Below are 17,071 nucleotides of genomic sequence, written 5' to 3' on the forward strand. Positions count from 1 at the left end.
AAAAAGTAATGCGTTCTGATTTTTATTAAAATACTTAGTATCAGTATGTATCGTTTTTGCTTACATTTCCTTTTCTTAAAAGAGAAACTAAAATATTTGAAAGGACCTGTATATTTGTAACAGAAAGTAAATATTTTTAATAAAATATTAGTGGACTGAAAGGGGTGAATTGCTATGGAAGATTCAAAATTGTACTCCACGCAAGACATTGAAAATTTGAAGCAAAGGATTGAAACGTATAGGGAAACGTTAACCTCATTAAAAATGGGGACTTCAATAGAAGATTACCTATTTATGAAAAAGGAATTTGATGCGATTAAAACACAAATCGCACATTTAGAAGGGCTAACGGAAACATTAGACGATAAGCAAAATTCACAAATTAGAGGCTATGAGGGGCAGATAAGACTTCTTTCGACGCAAATCGAGTCTCTGAATCAAACGATTGAGGAAATGAACCAAGAAATACTAAGGGCTTTAAACAAATTACTTACGATTGAAAATACTGAAGCTCCAATCACTACACCTAAAACTGAAAACACATCTAAATTTATTGCTAACGGTGTACAAAGGGATCCGATCATTACACAGACAACAAGCCAATCGGCGATTGTATTTAAACAGCCATCTTATAAAATGCTACAAAGTCTGGCAGGTAAAGCAAGAAATGCACAATTAGATGTAAATAACGGTATACCTCCTACTCACAATGGAAATCAAAGAAATACACCCGAAGATCGTCATTTTAATCAACAATATTTTCAATCCAAAAATACTCATCCAAGCCGAATATATAATGGTTTATATAAAAATACCACTACCGAATCCACCTGCCATTTTAAAAACGCTACCAATGCACAGGAAATTCCAATTAGTGTTTATGAATCTAATACTTTACCGCATGCCGAAATCCATTATTCTACTGACCATGACTTTAAAGCGGAAGATTTAGTTAATAACGTTGAACTCGAAAAAGTTGATAACACTGTCACTAGAGATGAAATGGGCTCTGTAATAACAAATGAGCCTGTCATTCCTGTAGCTTCTGAAGTAATTAATGAACCTGCCTTCCCCGAAGCTTCTAAAGTTGTTAATGAACCTGTCATTCCTGTAGCTTCTGAAGTTGTTAATGAACCTGTCATTCCTGTAGCTTCTAAAGTTGTTAATGAACCTGCCATTCCTGTAGCTTCTAAAGTTGTTAATGAACCTGTCATTCCTGCAGCTTCTGAAGTTGTTAATGAACCTGTCATTCCTGCAGCTTCTGAAGTTGTTAATGAACCTGTCATTCCTGTAGCTTCTAAAGTTGTTAATGAACCTGCCATTTCTGAAGCGGTTAATAAGCAAGACGACACAAATACATCCCCCACTTTAAAAAGTGACAAATTTGATGTCTTTGAAGCTATGATAGAGGAAGATGAAGCTATTATACAAATTGAAGAGGTAAGCAAACAACCTGAGCTAAAGGAAGAAGTAACAGAAGAAGGGCATAAAAAAGAAAAGAGCTCTTTGTTTTTCAATTTCTTTCGAAAATGGAGTTAGTTTAAAACTGCGGTGCACAGTGCACAGATTTATACGATTGTACGATGAATACGTCCAATAAGTATGAAAATACATATTGGACTTTTTTATGTTCAATTGAAAAAATAAGTCCCACCAGTTAGTACTCGTAAAATGCCAAAGCCTTCTAAAGAAGCTTCAAAAATTTCCACATATATAAATTACAATTTAGATGACTGCCCTCCCCCCCTAATCTTTGCTGAATAGAATAATGGAGAAAGGGGGTGTAAAAATGTGTATGAATTGTAATTCTTCGTGTGGCTTCTCATCTAATAATGAATGTGAAAATTTTGGACCATTCTTAGCGGTTGACGCTGCATGTATTACTCCAACACCTGTTACTACTGGCTCAATTATCCCATTCTCATCTGGCACAGCGACTCTTATGCAAACTTTAGCTAATGGTGCAATCGGTGCAGTAAGCCTTGTTGGATTCGGTAGTACCGTTACTGGTCTTGCTCTAGTCGGAAGTGATGTTAACTTAACAACTGGTGCGTTTACCGAGGCCTTTACGGTTCCTCGTGCAGGTACGGTAACATCTATCGCTGCAAGCTTTAAAGTAACACTAGCTATTGCGGCGCCGGGCCTACCAGGATCAACAGTAGTCAATGCTCGAATTTATCGTGCACCTGCAGGAAGTAATGTCTTCAGCCCTACAAATGTAACTGTTAATTTGAACCCAGCATTAACAGGAATAATAAGTGCAGGTATAGTACTAAATGGTACATCTGATAACTTCGCACCACTACCAGTAGTAGCTGGCGATAATTTATTAATGGTATTCTCAATTACTGCTACAGGAACAGCACTGAGTTTAGCTGCTGAAGTTCAAGGTACTGCAACTGCTGGTATTACAATTGATTAAGAATGCTATATCTTTTTATAAAAAAACAAGATGAAATATATTAAATTTGAGCCCTTTTCACAATGCAAAAGGGCTTTTATTTCTTAAATACTGCTGAAGGTGAAGCTTAACTTGATTGATGGTAACCCTCTATGATACGGAATTATAAGCAGTGTTACCAGTTACCGGTTATTTACCTTTTCAACTTTTAAAAATTAGACGACTTCTTTATTAAAACAAGAAGTCGTTTCATCTTGTCTCTAATGAATACTCTTAGTTATTTACAGGTTCATTATTTCCCCAAAGCAATCTGAATATGAGCAAGATGATGCTTCCCATGCCAAGCATATAAGGCTAATGCTTTCTCAAGAGTCATTAACCCTGAATCAGGATGATTAAACGCTCGTTGTAATTGGTCTTCTGTTAAGCTTTTCAGCAAAAAAATCCAACGTTCATGTAAACCTGCAATTAATTGATATGAGGCTGCGACAGGCATTTCTGCATCCGGAAGTTTTGCCCATTCCTCCTCATTGTAAGGCTTAATCGTTGGAGCATCTTCTGTCAAAGCTAACTTAAAACGGATAAAGCTATTCATATGACTATCTGCAATATGGTGAACAAGCTGTGTAACCGTCCAGCCATTTTCTCGGTAGGATTTTTTTAATGCTTGCTCACTTACTCCTTTAAGTTCCTCTGCTAGTTGTTTCGGTAATAGACGAATATCCTCCATCCATTCCTGTACTTGCTGTGCTGTAACTACTTCAGGAAATTGAAATTGTCCAATTGGAAATCGTAAGTCGGTCATGTAGCTCTCCTCCATTTCTATTTTCTTACTTTTCATATTACCAATTTAATATTTTCCGTGCCACTATGTATAAAACCCTCATTTTGCTAGAATTGTAGCTTACAAAACAAAGGTCATTGCTTGAACCATTAACCTTTTCTATTCATTAATATCATAGATCAACGTATCAAAATAGCTTCCATTCGTATAAAGTAAAATCGCCCATTCACCAGATTTCGGTATTTTTACACTTGAAGGTGTATGAGCATCTGCACCATTAACAGGTCCACCAAGCCCTATAGTCCAACCATCTACTAAGATAGGATGCACTGTTTTAGATTCTTTATGATACCCGACAATGGTTAACTTGCTATCTCGACCTTCTTCAATTCCCCAAAGATGCCACATCCATTTTTGAGTGCTTAAACTTGGCATATTGACCCCGATAACACCTGATTTATTCACATTACCGACAATACCTCTGTCTCCAAATTCTACTGCCTTTTTGTCCCAATCAATTGATGTAAAGTCACTTTCTTGTACAAAATCAGGTAAATCATCTGGCAGAGCGACTACTTTCTCGTTATTTGCGCAGCCTGCTAACAATAATATCACTGTAAGAAAAAGTATACATCGCCTCAAAACATCACTCCTAGTTCAGGGTATTTCCTATGAAACGATTCTTTCACACACTTTGTTACAGATTATTCAGAAAATCACCCCTCTATTAATCTCATTACAAATTTAACTAATGACTTTAATGGGTGAGTAATCGTTGACGCAGACTCCTTTTCGAATTGCTGTGCAGCATCAACCATCGAAAGCTGTGCAGCTGAAATTCGTCGTCGTTGCTCCCTCGCTATATCATGAAAGGTTTGTATAATAGCGTTATTATACGCTTCCTTTTTCCCCTGCATAATTAGCTCAAACGTATTGTCGATAACCTTTGCTACAACATCTATCGACTTTCCATGCTGTTCGGCATATTGCTGAAGTCTGTTCATCGTACCTTCTACGGTTTCCGGATTTGTAAAAAGAATCGTTTGAGGCTGCTTTTCTTCACATATGGTTTCAAAATAGGGCTCATCTATTTTAATAATTGGAATAGAGAGTTCCAGCAGTTCTTCCTCTAACACTGCAATATAATTCGTGCACGTTATTAAGATGGCGTCCATATCACAACGTTCCATCCATTTAAGTTGCTCTTTAACCTCAAAAGCTAACCCGTCAGTCCCTTTTGAAACTTGCTGTATAAGACCTGGATCCACAAAATGAACTAGCTCTACATTCTCAATGTTTTGAAATGCATATTCTATATACTCAATATTTGAATGGTGTGCATGTAAGCAGCCAAGCCTTTTCCTCAAGAGCAGTCCCCCCTATTACGTAAGCTGTTTTTCCATGGTTGCGATAGCAAGAGAAATCCCATTACAGTTTTCTCCCTGTGTCAACACTCCTTTAGATTAAAAATACAATACATTGCATTTATAATCAAAAACAAACCACATCATCACAAGATAATGCAGTTTGTCCTATTAATTTTTATTTAAAAAACGAATTGCTCTACTCATAACCGTTGGAACAATTGAAGCATGATTTTCCTCCAACGCTTCATAAAAAGCAATATCCATAATTTTCTCTAAATCGCCGGCAATCTGTTTTGCATCATCAACCATAAAGGTTTCCAGTTCCCCCACCCCTATGAATAATTTTTCATAAGCAAATGGACGCTCTTTTATAAATGTTGGAGCATACTTTAATAGTTCATGCTCATTCCACCAAATAGAAGGGCTAATCGCAATATAACGTTGGAAGTTTGCTTGATGATGGAATAATTGCCAAAGTACAAAGTAACCCGCTAATGAATGACCGAACAGTGCTTGTTGCTGTACATTTACAGGGAATTGCGCCTGAATGCTTGGCTTTAATTCCTCCTCTAAAAATCTACTAAAGTTCTCAGCTCCTCCATGTTTCTTATGGCCCTTCCCTTTAAATCTTGCAGGATACGTATACGTCTCAGCTTGTCCTGTAAAATCATAAAACCGTCGTTCGTGCATATCAGCTCCATGCCCAATGCCAACTACAATAGCTGGTAAAATACCTGTTTTCGATGCATTACGACTTTGCAGGCGGACTGCTTCCTTCACAAGGTGAAAATATGATGAACCGTCCAATACATATAAAACTGGAAAACCACCTTCTGGTACGTCTCCGTTCGGTACATAAATGTTTACTGTATACGTATAATCCGTAAAATTCGATGTTATTTGCTGCGATGTATAATCAGATGCTGCTGCAATTTTGTCTATCATCATTTGTCGGCCTCCTTCAAAACATCATAGCCATAGCATACGGGTGTTTTCGTAACAGGATCTTCCATAATACGTGCATTTATATTGAATACTTCTCGCATTACATCTGCACATAAAATTTCCTGAGGTGTTCCCGTTTTCATCACAACTCCCTGTCGCATCGCAATTAAATGATCGGAATATCGTGCAGCGTGATTAATGTCGTGCAATACCATAACAATCGTACAACTATGCTGCGCGTTCAGATTTTTAACAATTTCTAGTACCTCTAACTGATGCGCCATATCTAAATAAGTTGTCGGTTCGTCTAATAACAAAATATTTGTTTCTTGCGCTAAGGCCATTGCAAGCCATACACGCTGGCGCTGTCCCCCTGACAACTGTCCAAGCTCGCGATTGCGATAGTCATTTGTATTTGTAACAGTTAAGGCCCACTCAATCATTTCCTCGTCCTTCTTTGTTAAGCGATTCACATTATTTCGATGCGGATAACGACCATAAGCAATAAGCTCCTCAACCTTTAGCTGACCTGGTGCAATAGGCGTCTGAGATAAGATCGCTAGCTTTTTCGCAATTTCCTTTGTCGATAAATTTTGCATGTTTTGGTCCTGCAAATAAACCGTGCCCTGCTGCTTCTTTAATATACGACCAATTGTTTTTAATAATGTTGATTTTCCACATCCATTAGGTCCTATGATGGTCGTAATCTTCCCATCCTCTATCGTTAAATTTAAGCCTTCAAACACACGAACCTGCTCATAGCCAGAAGATAAATTTTCCATTCTAAATGCCGTTTGCACACCTATTTCCTCCTATGCTTTTGATTTCACTAGTAAATATAAGAAATACGGAATCCCAATAATCGAGACAACGATCCCAACCGCTAGCTCAGACGGTGCAAATACTGTTTTTCCTATAAAATCAGCTATAATAAGCAATCCTGCGCCAATCAATGCACTTACTGGCATGACATAACGATGTTGTATACCGACAAGCTGTTTTGCAATATGTGGTGCCATCAATCCGATAAACCCGATACTACCTGATACTGATACACAAGCACTGACTAAGCCAACGCTTGCCAATAACAGCTTCTTTTTCTCTTTTTCTACCGCTATCCCTAAACTTGTAATACTATCCTCTTCCAGTTGAAAATAATCGAGCAAATACGCTTTCCGATGGACATAAAAGCCCAATAATATAAGCCAAGGTAGCATAGTCACAACAAAAATCCAGTTTGCATTATAAATAGAGCCTGCCATCCAAACTGCGGCAGATTCAAAATCTTGAGCACTCATTTTTAATGATAAAAACAGTGACAGTGCCCCAAAACCACTGTTTATAGCAATCCCGGTTAAAATAAGTCGCTGCATATCTAAATGACCATTTTTCTGGGCAAATGAAAAAATAAGTAGCGCAGCCAAAGCACCGCCTACAAACCCGAACATGGGCATCATTAAAATCGATAACCAGCTACTCATATCTGCAGATGTGAGACGTAATTGAAAGAAAAACATGAATATAACCACTGCTGCCCCAGCACCCGCATTAATCCCTAAAATACCTGGATCAGCTAAGCCATTTCGTGTTATGCCCTGTAGCACCACCCCTGCCATCCCTAGGCCAACACCAACAAGCGCTGCAATGACAATACGTGGTAAACGGAATTCAAAAATGACAAGATCAAATTTTGGATTTGGTTCAATACGTAGCAATGTTTTGACAACATCCATCACCGACATATCAAAGACCCCATTTGTCATATGGAGATAGCTGGCACCCAAAATAAATAAAATGAGTATTGAAACAGTCATAACGAATACACGCGAGGTTTTTTTACGCACCTTTTTCACCTCCGTGTTTACGAACTAAATATAAGAAGAACGGGACACCAACTAATGCTGTTAATACGCCAATTGGAGTTTCATATGGGTAATTAACAAAACGACTAAGCACCTCACAAAGTGCTAAGAAGAACGCACCGATTACAGCTGCACATGGAATGATAAAGCGGTAATCTACTCCAACAAGAAAACGCGTAATATGAGGAATGACTAACCCTACAAAGGCTATCTTCCCTACAAGTGCAACTGCCGTACCTGTTAAACAGACAACAGCTAGCATACTTATGATTCTCACCGCTTTTGTTTTTTGGCCAAGTCCAATAGCGATATCTTCGCCTAATGACGTGATCGTAATAGCTTTAGCTGAAGCGAATGCAAGGATTAAACCAATCAATCCAAATGGAATCGATAGCAAGAGCATATCTACATCCACCATATGTACCTTTGTGTTATACCAAGCACTTACTGTTTGTGATACTTGGAAATACATCGCAATGGCTGTGGCTATACTGCTTAAAAATGTACCAATGACTGTCCCAATAATGGCAAGTCGTACTGGTGATAAACCATTTCGAATTAAAGAGCCAAAACCAAATACAATACCTGCCCCTAATGCAGAACCGAGCATAGAGAGTAGGATCATTTGGTAATTTGGAAGCCCTGGGAAAAATACGATCGCTAACGTAATCACAAATGCAGAACCATCATTAACGCCCATTAATGAAGGAGACGCCAAATAATTTCGTGTTATACCCTGCATAACGGCGCCGGCTACTGCTAAAAATGCTCCCACTAGTAAAACTGCGGCGATTCTAGGAATTCGTCCTGTTCGCACAATTTGGTGGTCCACATTTGAAGGGTCGAATGCAGAAATCGCCTGCCACACCGTTATTGCGCTAATGTCTTTTGTACCGTACATTACGGAGACTAATGCCACAATCGCAATGAGGAATGGAGAAGCTGCTAATATTGAAAATGCCGCAATGTTTGTTTTTTTCAACTTCCACACCTTTTTCTTTATCAATTTCTCTCTCAATCTTATAAAAGGCTGGTAATAGCCTGGTGATGCCACCAAATCTACTACCAGCCTATCTATGCCGAGGCATAATTGATACTATTTAAGTAATTTTTCAGCTGCGACATCTAAGAATTTTACCTTAGACCATGCAGTACCACCTTGCGCTAAAGGATCAATCGCATTGACGAAAATTTGATTATTTTGTGATGCCTTCAAGCTTGCAAAAATCGGATTCTTTTGTAGCTCTTCCAGCGCTTTTGGTGCATCGGCATTTTCTGATTCCTCGAACTGAAGGAAAATAGTATCAGGATTTACCTCTGCTAATGTTTCAAGAGATAGTTCAGCCTGAGCCTTTGTAGTTTTTAAAATTTCTGGTATTGGAGCTCCTAAATCTTCATATAGCACAGGATTTAAGTAAACTCCTGCAGGATAAATATACATTACGCCACCGCGTACTCGAATAACTAGAATCTCCTTGTCCGCTAGTTGCTCTTTAGATTTGGCTTGCGCATCAACAACCTTCGCATCATAATCTGCAATGATTTTTTTAGCATCATCTTCTTTACCTGAAAGCTGTGCAAGTAATGTTAAGTTCTCTTTCCAATTTGTAGAGACATGTGAATACGGAATCATCGTTTGAATTTTATTTAGCTTTTCAGCAGTTTCCTCAGGGAACTTTGAGGTACCTAAAATAACATCTGGATTAAGACTTAGAATGGCCTCTGCATTCGGCTCCATTTTATTTCCTATAAGCTCAGCATCCTCTAATTCTGAAGCAAGATATGATGGAATTTTGCCACCAACTTCTAGTACACCGGCTGGCTTAATACCAAGCATCGCCGCATCTTCCATAGATTCTAAGCTAGCCGTTACAATGTTTTTCACATCTGCAGGAACTTCATATTTTTCTCCCAAATATGTAATCGTTTGTGTTTTCGTTTGATCTGCTTGCGTTTCTGTTGCACTTGTTTCTGCCACATTATTTGTTGATGTAGTAGACTCTTCTGCCTTATCCGTCCCACACGCAGCCAAGGATAGCGCTAATAGAGCAGGTGCACACATTTTAAAATATTTATTCATCATTATTCTCTCCTAACAAATCGCTACATACCGATAATGATAATCATTTTCAACTATAAGTCAATAGGAATTAGCGATTCAATTGATATTCATTATCATTTACGGATACTATCCTAACAAAGCGAAAAACAATTGTGAATGGATAATTTCATGAACAACATGGACTTTTGCCGATTACCAACTTCTTCCAACAGATATTTTTGTACCGAAAGCGTAGCGGCAGGTACAGAAGTCTCCTACCTCTATAGGTTGTGAGATGAATGCGGGTCTAAGTTACATCTTGTTGGCCCAAAGCCTCTGGCAGATGTCACAAAAAAAGCTGCTTCTTTTTCAAGAAACAACTTGTTTATACGTATTTTGCTTCCTCAAGCATTTTTTTTCGATACGCTGTCGGGGACACTCCCGTACACTTTTTAAATACCCGACTAAAATAAAAACAATCTGCATAGCCTACACATTCTGCTATTTCCGCTACTGTAGCATCGTCATATTGCAGTAAATCCTTCGCCCGTCGTAAGCGATACTCCGTTAAGTAGGCGCTAGGGTTCATACCCGTATGCTGTTCAAACAAATAGGCAAACCTACGACGCTCCACGCCAAATTCCTCAGCAATTTTTGAAACAGAAAGTTGTATAGCATAGTTCTCATGTATGTATTGTAAAGCTTGCTCCATCTGATCGCTTGCTGTATCGAGAACCTTCACTTTTGCCGAAACAAGAATAGCTTCCAAAAGATTCATAAACAGAGTCTTTGCTTTGAAAATGGACATATTACCTGGCAGTGAATGGCTTTCTATTAATTGCTGTACATAGTCAATAATTTTAGTATGATAACCCGTATGAATTAAAAAGTGCTGAGTTGCTAATGGATATAAAGATACTTCTTTCTGAGGAATATTATAATGAACAACCGCATACTCCCATACTTTATCGCCAGAAACTTTAATTTCAATTGGCATTTGTGGCCCTGCGTGTACGACCATACCTGGCTCCATAACATAAGAGATACCATTAAAACTAAATATGGCACTACCAGCAAGTGGCACAACTAACCCGCACTTCCCAGGAGCAGTTGTACGTCCTGTATCTACTTGACCTGGCTCCATTTTATTTGTAAAAACATCTGTAAAACTTACAGACGCATGTGCATAGTAATCAATTAAATGCTTGATATCCACTTTATAGCTCCTACATTCTTTAAAACTTTTTGGATTTGTGAAAAGTGAAGCAAATCATGATCTACTAAACTAGCAAAATACCCATAAAGCGTTAATTCAGATGTACCTATTTTAAAAGATTTTTGCCATTGCTGATCATCTATTGGATAAAGTGCGTTCATTAGCTGATGTCTCTGATTTATAAAATTGGCTATCGTTTCTTCTTTACTTTGTACACAGCTGTTATATGATGCGCTTGCATTCATTTCTTCTACAGCTGGCCCTTTTGGTAGACTTTCTTTTATAAAAAGAAATGGAAGACGTTGTTTTAACACGAATTCATCCCATGGCGTAAGATGTCCAATTACCTCTGCAACCGTCCATTTTCCAGCTTCAATAGGCGTACGCCATTGTTCTTCCGTAACATTTGCTAAACTATCCACAAATGCTATAGATTTTTCATAATGTAAGATTATTTGATTTTTATCGTGACACAAATTCTTCAGCTCCTTCACTTCTTTTTAGTAGACAACCTGTAGCTTCGGCCAAATTGATTTCCACTGCTTGCTTTGAATCCTCTTCTCATAAACCTCATGCATTTGTGAACCTTTTTGAAAGTATGGTGTAGGAGCGACAATCCCAGAAATTAAGTGCTCGATCCCATGAGGTGCAGCAATCTCAAGTTTTCCATTAGCAAGCCTCACACCTATAGCTGTCGATGTTTCTGGAAAATGCGCAATGCCATCAATCGATGATTGATAAGGTTCACTGTTATTTACTACATGCATTCTTGCTTGATTTTTCACAGACCAAGGCTCATCCGGTAAATATTTCTTCAGTTCTTGTTCATACTGCTTCTCAAAATTCTCTAAAGGGTTTACTTTATCAAAATATATCACATCAATATCAGCTAATGATGTTCTGTATTTTTTTCATGCAGAACATCCCACACCTTAGACCGAACAAATCCAGCACATACCGATGAATCCGGTAATTGTAGCTTTTCTTTTGTTTTTATCAGTTTCATTTACCTCTGATTTTGTCATACCAATGTTTGCGCTGTTTTTTTATGAATGATTCATAAGCCATGCTCTTATTTTTTCAGCGACATCCTTAGGTGCTTCACGAAAAATATCATGACCTGCATCAGCGATTGGTTCAATATCAAGGTTTTTCATTCTCGATTGCAAAGTTTGAATACTCTTCCTTCTAGTAGATTCTAATTCAACTGGTTTCGTTGCACGTATTAACAAAGCTGAGCAATACACCTGCTCTACGAAATCTGTCACTGGTTCCGCATAAATACCTTTTATGATGGATTGCCCTGTAAAAGTAGATATCGTTAGTCTAATTTCCCCATCCTGTTCCTTAACTTGAGCCCTTGATGCTTCTTCAAGCTCTTCCGACCATCGAAAAAGCTCTTCTTTTTCCGATTCAAAAAATACGTCCCAAGATGGAAATCTCACTTCATTACAAAATTTCTCTATACCTTGTAATTCGTTTTCTAATGTCATACCTAAATCTTGCGATGACAAATAACCGCCATCTAACAAGATAATACCCTTTATCTGTTCAGGATATTTAGCAGCATAATGCAATGCTAAATCAGCTCCAAAAGAATGGCCAATTAAAAAATGCGATTTACTACCTAACTGCTGATTTATTATTTTTTCTATACCTACAATCAAATTGGAAGGAAAATAAGCATTCTCTTCTTCCAAAGCTTTTGCATAGCCGTGTCCAGGTAAATCAAAGGCGACGATTTGATACTCCAGTAAATGTTTCGCTAGTTCCCCAAATGCTAAGCCCGTACTCCCTAGCCCATGTAAAAAGATTAACGTTGGATTTTGTGTGTTACCCCATTGATATATATTTTGCTTCATTTCTACCATCCCCCTTGTTAAATAATTACTTCCATTAATTACAATAATAACTATTTTTAGTTCTATTTCAAAGGGGCTAAGGGGATAAAAATAAGCATGGCAAACTAGGTGAGATTAGAGCTTTAAGGGGCCTGTATTTCGAGTAGTATTTATAGCAGAAGAGAGAAAATTTGCCGTATATTATACAGATTATATTTATAAATCTAATTTATACAAAACGAAAAATAATATATTAGAATTATAATTTATTTACCAGTACCCTTTAACTAATAACGTTAAAGGAGACGCGTATGAAAAAATCTTTTATTTTGATTGTGTCCTTTGCCATTGTAATTGGACTTTTTTATACAAAGCTTTCAATGACGCTTGTTGGTATCGGAATTATTGCCGCTTTTATCGGTACCCTTGCTGGGGGTGGTGGGCTTATTACGATCCCTGCTATGATGCTTGTTGGCATACCTATTCAAACAAGCATTGCTACGAATAAATTTTCATCAGGCATTGCAGCGTTGTCGAGTATCTTTTATCTTCTTTATCATCAGGAACTTCGTCTAACATTTATTATAAAATACGTTGCAGTAGCCATTGCAGGAGGTACTTTCGGAGCACTTCTAACTGTATCTATGTCAGAAAAGACCATGAATATTATTGCTTGTATTTTACTTATTTTCGCCCTATTTGTAACGTTGAAAAATAAAGAATGGACTGTTACTTCGGAAGAAAATGACACGAAGCACACCAATAGATTATGGCAGCCATTTTTAATTGCGGTTTATGATGGAGGCTTTGGACCTGGCTCTTCAACCTTCAGCATACTACATTATTTACGCTACCATTACTCCTACATAAAGGCAGTACAGCTCACACGTGTGCTTATATTCGGGAGCTGTACTGGAGCATTTTTAGTATTTTACCAAACCGGCTTTATTCAATGGCACTATGCGATTGCGATGGCTGTAGGGTCTATTATCGGCTCTCAACTCGGACTTTTAGTTCTACCGAAAATTCCGATAAAAGCAGCTAAAATACTACTAATCGTTATTATTTCATTACTACTTATTCAAGTAGCCATAAAAATAATTTAACTACTCAAATGCTCATGAATTAACTTCCATTCATTATTTAAGACAGTAAAAATATTCGTTGCTCTACCGCTACCTGATACAAATTTTCCGTTATGATAGCCTTCATAATGGTATGTATAAATACAGGTAGCAGATTTTTCATCCACCGTAAGCCATTGAACATCAGTAGCAGAATAAACTTCTTCCTTTATCAAATTCCATGCATTATTAAAATAAGCTCCTATTTCTTCTAAGGTTGTGCATGATTTATCGCTAAACCAATACACTGCTTGAGGATGCAAAATTCCCTTTACGTTATTAAAATCATGGGAATTTGTCGCTGTAATATAACGCTCTAAAGCTTTTTGATACATCAAGAAACCCTCCTTTCCCAACAATATTAGCTGAAATCCCATTATATAGGAATATCATTATGGCTAATTACGAGAAGTACATGCTAGTAGTATTGCTTGTTTAATAATTTTCACTTCTAGTTAACATAGCTGGATTAATGATATCTGCTACAGCCAAATATAGATTCTCCGGATATTCAGCAAGACGATGGCATAAGTATAAATACCAATCAGTTCCATACGTAAGATAAATCTTACAGCGGTACCCCTTCTCTTTTAATTGACGTATCAAATCAGGCTGGATACCATAAAGCATTTCTATCTCAACATTTGGCTGATTAAAATATTGTCTTTGTTCCATTTCTTGAATCAATACTTCATCATGCGTAGCTATCGAGATAGAATGCTTGGCATCAATCAACTGCTCTACATAATGAAGATAACGTTCATTCAGTGCTTCTGATCTCTTCATAGCAAGGTCGATCGGCTCCTGGAAAGCACCTTTAACAAGCCTTATTTTCCCTGGATATTGAATAAGCTGCTGTATATCCTCCTCTGTACGATAAAGATGAACTTGTAGTGTAATCCCGACATTGGAATATTGGCTTGCTATTTTTTTATAAATATCGAGGATATCGCTCGTCTTTGATGACTCCTCCATACTAATCATTAATGTAATTCTGAACTGATATGCTTTTTTAGCTAGCTCAATTAAGTGTTTATATGCTAGTTCTGCATTAACAGAAAGTCCAATATGCGACAAATCTAATGACACTGTTTGTCTTATCTCCAATGCACCCATACCCTCAATAAGCTGCAAATATTCATCTTTAGCCTTTTGACATTCCACCAAAGCAGTTGTATTCTCCCCTATAAACTCTAGGGATATTTGATAATCCTTGGAGATGAATTCTCGAGCAATTGGAATAGCATCCTTTCTCCCTTCACCGGTAACATACCGTTTCGCTGCCTTCCATAATAACGGATAGAGTTCTGTTGACTGTTGAACGTCCTGTTTCATTTGAGCATTTCTTGCTGCAGATTTTAATGCTTGAATCACTATTTCTTCTGTCTTTTTCATTTTTATTCCTCCTCTTTTCTATTTCCCAGTACTTTAACATGATAAAATTGGTAGGAGTAGAACCACTTTATAGAATTTTTTAAGGTACCAATTTTAAATAGGAGGAGAGAAAGTTGTTATGGATACCAATTGATCGTTCTTCAGATATACCTCTAAACCGGCAAGTTTATCAGCAAATTCGGGAAAAAATATTAAATGGCCATCTTCAAGCAGGTGAAAGGCTAGCATCAACACGTGTGCTCTCTTTCGAGCTGAAGGTTTCAAGAAATGTCATATTGGAAGCTTACGATCAATTGTTAGCAGAGGGATTTTTAATTGCACGAAGTGGTTCAGGTACATTTGTTGCAGAGGGAGCCTTTTTAACACAGCATGAGGCACCATTTTTATTTGAAGTCGATGAAAAAAAGCTGAAAAATCATATTATTAATTTCCGTTCAGGTATTCCAGCATTGGACTTATTCCCCCGTAAAACATGGGCCAAGCTATCACATCAACTGTGGAATGATATTGAATCAACTAATTTTGGATATGATTTTCCAGAGGGTCGTTTAGAATTAAGACAAACGTTAGCACACTACTTATTAAGAACTAGAGGTGTTCACTGTCATCCAGAACAAATTGTCATTACATCCGGCGCTACACAAGCATTGACACTTGTTTCTCGATTGCTTTTATCACCTAATGATATAGCCATTATAGAAGATCCTATTACGAATGATATTCAAACGATTTTTAAATCTTCAGGTGCCTCTCTTTATCCAATACCTGTAGATGAATATGGGATGAAGACAGCCTTAATACCAGAAAATTTGCATCCTAAATTTGTCTTCCTAACTCCATCACATCAATTCCCACTAGGGGGTACGTTACCAATACAGCGCAGAATTCAATTAATCAATTTCGCCAGAAGGAATAATTGTTTTTTAGTTGAGGATGATTATGATAGTGAGTTTCGCTATGAAGGTCCACCTGTCAGCTCTTTACAAGGTTTAGATCTAGAACGTGTACTCTATATAGGCTCTTTTAGCAAGATTCTCTCTCCAGCATTAAGAATAGGTTACATTGTTCTCCCAACTCATTTAATCGAGAAATGTCGGCAGCTGAAATGGCTTACTGATTTACACACACCATCATTAGATCAGCTTATTCTTGCTCATTTTATTAAAGAAGGCTATTTAGAAAGACATATTGCGAAGATGAAGAAGTTTTATAAAAACCAGCGAGATTTTCTTATCCAATGTTTGCAAACAACCTTTTCAAATAAAGTGAAGATTTTAGGTTACTCTACTGGTTTGCATTTAATTGCTGAATTAGAGGATATTCATTTTTCTAAAGAGCTATTGTTTAAAATCGAGCAACTTGGTGTAAGGGTATACCCTGTAGAGGATCATTCGATAGAGAAAGGGAAAAATACTAATCGGATTATTTTAGGGTATGGACATTTAAAGAAGAATGAAATAGAAGAAGGCGTGACAAGACTATTTCAAGCAGTCTATGACGAGGTAAAGTAAAAAAGGGGGATATCAAATGCTCGCTACTATTCAGAAACAACAAAATAACTATGTCGTAAAATTCAACCGTCCGCTGTCCCATTCAGTTGATGCTGTTTGGGCTGTATTAACGAAGAATGGCAAGCTTCAAAAATGGATGAACAATTTAGAAATTATTGATCTTCGAAAAAACGGTAAAATCCATTTTAATATGAATGATGGAACGGATGCTTATATGGAAATAGCAATTACAGACTATGTTGAGAAGGAAGTGCTCGAATTTGAATGGGGCAAAGATACAGTCAGATTTGAACTCTCCCCCACTAGCAGCGGTTCCATATTAGTATTACTTGAACCGATTGGTGAGCTAACTGAGCATACACCAAAAGATTTAGCTGGCTGGCATATATGCTTAGACCTGCTTTCAGACTTATTAAATGGAACTGTACATGAAGAATTTCCAATGGAAGAATGGCAAAAATGGTTTGCAGAATATAAGCAACTTGTGGATGACGTAGAAAAGATTTAAGCCATCATAAATAAAACTCCTAGGGTGTAAAGTGCCCTAGGAGTTTTTATGTTAAAAAACAAAATGGTCAAGGAAA

18 protein-coding genes and 1 pseudogene are annotated in these 17,071 nt (G+C 37.4%); 5 read left to right on the forward strand and 14 right to left on the reverse strand.

Annotated features, from left to right (window positions below):
• Window positions 1-174: 174 nt before the first annotated feature.
• The gene (locus BFJ97_RS12460; RefSeq protein WP_068984982.1) at window positions 175-1,539 is read left to right on the forward strand and encodes a hypothetical protein; all 1,365 of its coding nucleotides are present in this window, start codon (window positions 175-177) and stop codon (window positions 1,537-1,539) included.
• A 250-nt stretch (window positions 1,540-1,789) separates the two neighbouring features.
• Window positions 1,790-2,422: an exosporium glycoprotein BclB-related protein gene (locus BFJ97_RS12465; RefSeq protein ID WP_068984983.1), complete on the forward strand. Its 633-nt coding sequence runs from the start codon at window positions 1,790-1,792 to the stop codon at window positions 2,420-2,422.
• Window positions 2,423-2,693: 271 nt separating this feature from the next.
• Here BFJ97_RS12465 and BFJ97_RS12470 read toward each other — a convergent pair whose 3' ends face one another.
• The 12 genes and pseudogenes from BFJ97_RS12470 to BFJ97_RS12525 all read right to left on the reverse strand — a co-directional run bounded on the left by BFJ97_RS12470 (window position 2,694) and on the right by BFJ97_RS12525 (window position 12,478).
• Entirely contained in the window at window positions 2,694-3,206 is a 513-nt protein-coding gene (locus tag BFJ97_RS12470; protein WP_068984984.1) for a YfiT family bacillithiol transferase, read from the reverse strand.
• 138 nt (window positions 3,207-3,344) lie between these two features.
• On the reverse strand, window positions 3,345-3,827 hold the full coding sequence (locus tag BFJ97_RS24185; RefSeq protein WP_068984985.1) for a hypothetical protein: 483 nt from the start codon (window positions 3,825-3,827) through the stop codon (window positions 3,345-3,347).
• 74 nt (window positions 3,828-3,901) lie between these two features.
• The gene (locus BFJ97_RS12480; RefSeq protein WP_175401746.1) at window positions 3,902-4,558 is read right to left on the reverse strand and encodes a hypothetical protein; all 657 of its coding nucleotides are present in this window, start codon (window positions 4,556-4,558) and stop codon (window positions 3,902-3,904) included.
• Window positions 4,559-4,720: 162 nt separating this feature from the next.
• The gene (locus tag BFJ97_RS12485) at window positions 4,721-5,500 is read right to left on the reverse strand and encodes an alpha/beta hydrolase (protein WP_068984987.1); all 780 of its coding nucleotides are present in this window, start codon (window positions 5,498-5,500) and stop codon (window positions 4,721-4,723) included.
• Entirely contained in the window at window positions 5,497-6,279 is a 783-nt protein-coding gene (locus tag BFJ97_RS12490; protein ID WP_068985095.1) for an ABC transporter ATP-binding protein, read from the reverse strand. The genes BFJ97_RS12485 and BFJ97_RS12490 overlap by 4 nt, the downstream gene beginning before the upstream one ends.
• A 30-nt stretch (window positions 6,280-6,309) precedes the next feature.
• A complete protein-coding gene (locus BFJ97_RS12495; protein WP_302621797.1) occupies window positions 6,310-7,341 on the reverse strand; it encodes a FecCD family ABC transporter permease in 1,032 nt (343 codons plus the stop codon).
• Window positions 7,334-8,341 carry a FecCD family ABC transporter permease gene (locus BFJ97_RS12500; RefSeq protein WP_068984988.1) on the reverse strand — a complete coding sequence of 336 codons (1,008 nt, stop codon included), beginning with the start codon at window positions 8,339-8,341 and terminating at the stop codon, window positions 7,334-7,336. Before BFJ97_RS12500 ends, BFJ97_RS12495 begins: the two co-directional genes overlap by 8 nt.
• Before the next feature lie 114 nt (window positions 8,342-8,455).
• A complete protein-coding gene (locus tag BFJ97_RS12505) occupies window positions 8,456-9,439 on the reverse strand; it encodes an ABC transporter substrate-binding protein (RefSeq protein WP_068984989.1) in 984 nt (327 codons plus the stop codon).
• A gap of 346 nt (window positions 9,440-9,785) precedes the next feature.
• Window positions 9,786-10,616, reverse strand: a complete 831-nt coding sequence (locus BFJ97_RS12510) for an AraC family transcriptional regulator (protein ID WP_068984990.1) — start codon at window positions 10,614-10,616, stop codon at window positions 9,786-9,788.
• Window positions 10,598-11,092 carry a DinB family protein gene (locus tag BFJ97_RS12515; protein ID WP_068984991.1) on the reverse strand — a complete coding sequence of 165 codons (495 nt, stop codon included), beginning with the start codon at window positions 11,090-11,092 and terminating at the stop codon, window positions 10,598-10,600. Before BFJ97_RS12515 ends, BFJ97_RS12510 begins: the two co-directional genes overlap by 19 nt.
• Before the next feature lie 24 nt (window positions 11,093-11,116).
• Window positions 11,117-11,622 (reverse strand): annotated as a pseudogene (locus tag BFJ97_RS12520) (nucleotidyltransferase family protein).
• 40 nt (window positions 11,623-11,662) lie between these two features.
• Entirely contained in the window at window positions 11,663-12,478 is an 816-nt protein-coding gene (locus tag BFJ97_RS12525; RefSeq protein WP_068984992.1) for an alpha/beta fold hydrolase, read from the reverse strand.
• A gap of 290 nt (window positions 12,479-12,768) precedes the next feature.
• Here BFJ97_RS12525 and BFJ97_RS12530 point away from each other — a divergent pair, with 290 nt between their 5' ends.
• Window positions 12,769-13,563, forward strand: coding sequence for a sulfite exporter TauE/SafE family protein (locus tag BFJ97_RS12530; protein WP_068984993.1), 795 nt, complete (start codon window positions 12,769-12,771; stop codon window positions 13,561-13,563).
• Here the strand turns inward: BFJ97_RS12530 and BFJ97_RS12535 are convergent.
• On the reverse strand, window positions 13,560-13,919 hold the full coding sequence (locus BFJ97_RS12535; RefSeq protein ID WP_068984994.1) for a YybH family protein: 360 nt from the start codon (window positions 13,917-13,919) through the stop codon (window positions 13,560-13,562). The two genes, BFJ97_RS12530 and BFJ97_RS12535, sit on opposite strands and share 4 nt — an antisense overlap.
• Before the next feature lie 97 nt (window positions 13,920-14,016).
• Entirely contained in the window at window positions 14,017-14,976 is a 960-nt protein-coding gene (locus tag BFJ97_RS12540; protein WP_068984995.1) for a proline dehydrogenase family protein, read from the reverse strand.
• Window positions 14,977-15,089: 113 nt separating this feature from the next.
• On the opposite strand from BFJ97_RS12540, the gene BFJ97_RS12545 reads away from it, so the two are divergent.
• Together BFJ97_RS12545 and BFJ97_RS12550 are read left to right on the forward strand one after the other, a co-directional pair.
• Window positions 15,090-16,487, forward strand: coding sequence for a PLP-dependent aminotransferase family protein (locus tag BFJ97_RS12545; RefSeq protein ID WP_068984996.1), 1,398 nt, complete (start codon window positions 15,090-15,092; stop codon window positions 16,485-16,487).
• 16 nt (window positions 16,488-16,503) lie between these two features.
• Window positions 16,504-16,995 (forward strand): SRPBCC family protein, encoded by a 492-nt coding sequence (locus BFJ97_RS12550; RefSeq protein WP_068984997.1) that lies wholly within the window; start codon window positions 16,504-16,506, stop codon window positions 16,993-16,995.
• The last annotated feature ends 76 nt before the right edge of the window (window positions 16,996-17,071 follow it).

The organism is Lysinibacillus xylanilyticus (genome assembly GCF_001708185.1).
In the GTDB taxonomy this organism is placed as follows: Bacteria; Bacillota; Bacilli; order Bacillales_A; family Planococcaceae; genus Lysinibacillus; species Lysinibacillus xylanilyticus_A.

Coding starts and splice junctions, on each gene's coding strand:
- BFJ97_RS12525 (WP_068984992.1), bottom strand. CDS start 12,478: ATGAAGCAAAATATATATCAATGGGGTAACACACAAAATCCAACGTTA.
- BFJ97_RS12530 (WP_068984993.1), top strand. CDS start 12,769: ATGAAAAAATCTTTTATTTTGATTGTGTCCTTTGCCATTGTAATTGGA.
- BFJ97_RS12540 (WP_068984995.1), bottom strand. CDS start 14,976: ATGAAAAAGACAGAAGAAATAGTGATTCAAGCATTAAAATCTGCAGCA.
- BFJ97_RS12470 (WP_068984984.1), bottom strand. CDS start 3,206: ATGACCGACTTACGATTTCCAATTGGACAATTTCAATTTCCTGAAGTA.
- BFJ97_RS12550 (WP_068984997.1), top strand. CDS start 16,504: ATGCTCGCTACTATTCAGAAACAACAAAATAACTATGTCGTAAAATTC.
- BFJ97_RS12465 (WP_068984983.1), top strand. CDS start 1,790: ATGTGTATGAATTGTAATTCTTCGTGTGGCTTCTCATCTAATAATGAA.
- BFJ97_RS12485 (WP_068984987.1), bottom strand. CDS start 5,500: ATGATGATAGACAAAATTGCAGCAGCATCTGATTATACATCGCAGCAA.
- BFJ97_RS12490 (WP_068985095.1), bottom strand. CDS start 6,279: ATGGAAAATTTATCTTCTGGCTATGAGCAGGTTCGTGTGTTTGAAGGC.
- BFJ97_RS12505 (WP_068984989.1), bottom strand. CDS start 9,439: ATGAATAAATATTTTAAAATGTGTGCACCTGCTCTATTAGCGCTATCC.
- BFJ97_RS12460 (WP_068984982.1), top strand. CDS start 175: ATGGAAGATTCAAAATTGTACTCCACGCAAGACATTGAAAATTTGAAG.